We start from the raw sequence: 2,885 nt of genomic DNA, 5'->3' as shown, positions 1-2,885 counted from the left end.
GCTGCTGGCCTTGCGGCAAGACCACGCGGCGGCGCTCGACGCCGTCCACGCGGAATTGGATCTGGAGCGCGATCTGGGCCGCGGCTTCGTGGCCGATTGGAGTCTCACCGAGGGCGCCACGCGGGCCAGGGACAAGGCCGAGTACCTGATGCGGCCCGACCTGGGACGTTTGCTCGACGAGGTTGGCCGCGCGGAACTCGCCCGGAGCTGTCCGCCGGCGGCCGACTTGCAAGTCGCCATCGGCGACGGGCTGTCGGCCTTGGCCGTGGTGGCGCAAGCGCCGGCACTGTTGCCCCTCTTGGCCGACGAGGTCCGCCGCCGGGGCTGGTCGTTCGGCAGGCCGTTCTTCGTCCGCCGCTGTCGCGTGGGCGTGCTGAACGATCTGGGCGACCTGTTGCGGCCCAAGGTGTTGGTGCTGTTGATCGGCGAGCGGCCGGGGCTGGCCACGGCCGAGAGCCTGTCCGCCTACATGGCCTGGCGTCCCCACGCGGGCCAGACGGACGCCGATCGCAACTTGATTTCAAACATCCACGCCCGCGGCGTTTCCGCAGCCGACGCCGCCCGCCGCATCGCCGGCCTGGCTGCCCAGATGATGGTGGCCGAGGCGAGCGGCGTGGCGATCAAGGAGGAACTGCCCGCGACAACGCAACTCCCCGATTCCGCTGGCGACGGTTAGCACGGGTCGTCCCCCCTGTACCGTGCCTCGCTTCAGGGCTTGTTCTTCGCTGCAAGCGTTCTATTATATATATGGCAATGGCAAGCACATCAGGCGCGGTCGATTTGGCAATAACATGCTTTTAGGTAATGACTTACGACTTAAGTACCTAGAAGTGTCGTGCCGTATATATACGGCACGACACTAAGAGAGTCGTAATCCCGCCAGTGACGCACGGGTATATATACCCGTGCGTCACTGGCGGGAGCAGAGCAGGTTACTATGATTGAAACCGTCACCAACGCCCGAACTCGATTCGTCATCGCCCGCGACGACGTCGCTGTGGCGTTCGACTCGCGCACGGAGCGAATTTACGACCGGTCAGCCCTGGCAAAGGTTCTTGATGAGAACCGCGCCTTCTGGCGTTTGCAAGACGTAACGGTCGGCGAGTTCGTCTCCTTGTTGATTGAGGCCGGGCGGCTACGGGAGGTCCGATTTGGTTTTCCCGGCCGCAGCATGCTGCGGTATACCTGGGGCGACGTGCCGCTGTATCCGCTTGTTCAGTCGCTCAAGCCGGAGGGCTATTTCACGCATTACAGCGCGATGCACTTGCACGGCCTGACGGAACAAGTGCCCAAGACAATCTACTTGAACTCCGAGCAGAAACTGCGCGCGGGAGGAGGGCAATTGACGCAGGGCGGCATTGATCGCGCCTTCAAAGGCCGCTGCCGCGTCTCGCAGCAAATTGCCGAGATTCGCGAGCACCGCGTTTGCCTGCTCAACGGCCAGAACACGGATCGGTTGGGCGTCATGGAGTTGCCACACGGAGGGTATCCGTTGCGCGTCACCGACATCGAGCGCACGTTGATCGACGCCACGGTCCGTCCCGTCTATTCCGGAGGGGTGTTCGAGGTCGCCAAAGCTTACGAGATCGCTAAAGACAAAATCTCGGTCAATAAGCTCGCGGCTACGCTGCGCACCCTGAACTTCACCTACCCGTACCATCAGTCCGTCGGGTTCTACCTGGAGCGCGCCGGCTACAAGGACTCGCAACTGCAACTGATGCGACAGTTCAGCCGCGAGTACGACTTTTATTTGGACTACCAGATGAAAGGACCGCGGTACCTGCCGTCGTGGAAACTATATGTGCCCCAAGGCCTTTAGCCGTCGGCAAAGATCGACCAAGTAGTCGAAGTAGAAGTCGTAGTCCTGCAATACGACTCCGGCCTTGACGGTCGCCTGTACCGCTGCGAAATCCGGTCGATGATGCTCGCGGAAGAGTTCGACTTGATCCAACAACCTCAACGGAACTCGTTTCGCGGCGAACGTCTGGCGCAGAACTCCAGCGAACCCAGGCTCCGTCACGTCGACGCCTAGCCGTTCGATCACCGTGTGAATGTCCAAGAGATCGCGGGCGCGAGCATTCGCTCGCGAGCGGTGAATGACTTTCAAATACTCCGGCATTTGTTGACAAATTGCGCGGAGCTTCTCACATACGACCATCTCTGGCGCGTACACGTATACGGTATAGTTGTCCACCTGCGCGGGACGCTTTCCGGCGCAATATTCGTGTTTGCTGACGTCGATCTGAAAGCGCGTCGATCCATCCTCTCCAACTGCGAGTGCGTGCTTGCGAACGTTCGCAATGTCGCCCGCGTGCCGAACGTACAGCCCACGGTCGATCAGCTTGAAATCGATTTGGTAACCGCCCCAAAAGTCCTTCACATCGTCCGTCATCTTCGGCGGGGCCTCCCGCAGGTTGACGTCGAAGACCACCAAGCCCTCCCGCAGGAACGTCTCCTCCAGTACGCGAGTCAGCGTCCGCCGGAACCATTCCACGTCTTCGAATGCCCCCTCCATGGAGAAGTCCAAGTCCACGGACGCGCGCGTCGAGAGCCGCATCACGACGTCGAGTAAGTTGCCTCCTTTCAACACCAAACGATCCAGCAACTCATCGTCGGATACAACCGCGACGATCGCCAGCCGCTTGATTCGATCGAGTCGCGCAAGGTTTTCCACCACGAATGCCCGCGATTAGGGGGTCGCCAGTCGATTGGATATCAGACGATACCCGACGAATCCCAGCGGGCCAAGTCATTCGTTCGCTTGCAGTTAACTATCGTGACGCCTCGTCCCCTGTAACACTCGGCACGGTTCTTGCGCGTAGCGACTCAAGGGATTTTCACGCCACGAACCCGGAGTGCCATCATGCGCCGCCACGTCGTTTCCG

3 protein-coding genes are annotated in these 2,885 nt (G+C 60.8%); 2 read left to right on the top strand and 1 reads right to left on the bottom strand.

Annotated elements, in window-relative coordinates; all coding sequences use genetic code 11:
• Nucleotides 1–676, top strand: a 676-nt coding sequence (locus tag SGJ19_23980) for an ethanolamine ammonia-lyase subunit EutC (protein MDZ4783318.1), incomplete at its 5' end; no start/stop codon positions are given.
• 261 nt (nt 677–937) lie between these two features.
• On the top strand, nt 938–1,819 hold the full coding sequence (locus tag SGJ19_23975; GenBank protein ID MDZ4783317.1) for a hypothetical protein: 882 nt from the start codon (nt 938–940) through the stop codon (nt 1,817–1,819).
• On the opposite strand, the gene SGJ19_23970 is transcribed toward SGJ19_23975, so the two are convergent.
• Nucleotides 1,796–2,677 (bottom strand): nucleotidyl transferase AbiEii/AbiGii toxin family protein, encoded by an 882-nt coding sequence (locus SGJ19_23970; GenBank protein MDZ4783316.1) that lies wholly within the window; start codon nt 2,675–2,677, stop codon nt 1,796–1,798. The two genes, SGJ19_23975 and SGJ19_23970, sit on opposite strands and share 24 nt — an antisense overlap.
• Nucleotides 2,678–2,885: the final 208 nt, after the last annotated feature.

The organism is Planctomycetia bacterium (assembly GCA_034440135.1).
In the GTDB taxonomy this organism is placed as follows: domain Bacteria; phylum Planctomycetota; class Planctomycetia; order Pirellulales; family JALHLM01; genus JALHLM01.
The sequence above is the reverse complement of the archived record's forward strand: the minus strand, read 5'-3'. Positions and strand labels throughout refer to the sequence as shown.

What these genes read in the sequence shown, in the direction of transcription:
- SGJ19_23975 (MDZ4783317.1), top strand. Translation starts at nt 938, where the DNA reads ATGATTGAAACCGTCACCAACGCCCGAACTCGATTCGTCATCGCCCGC.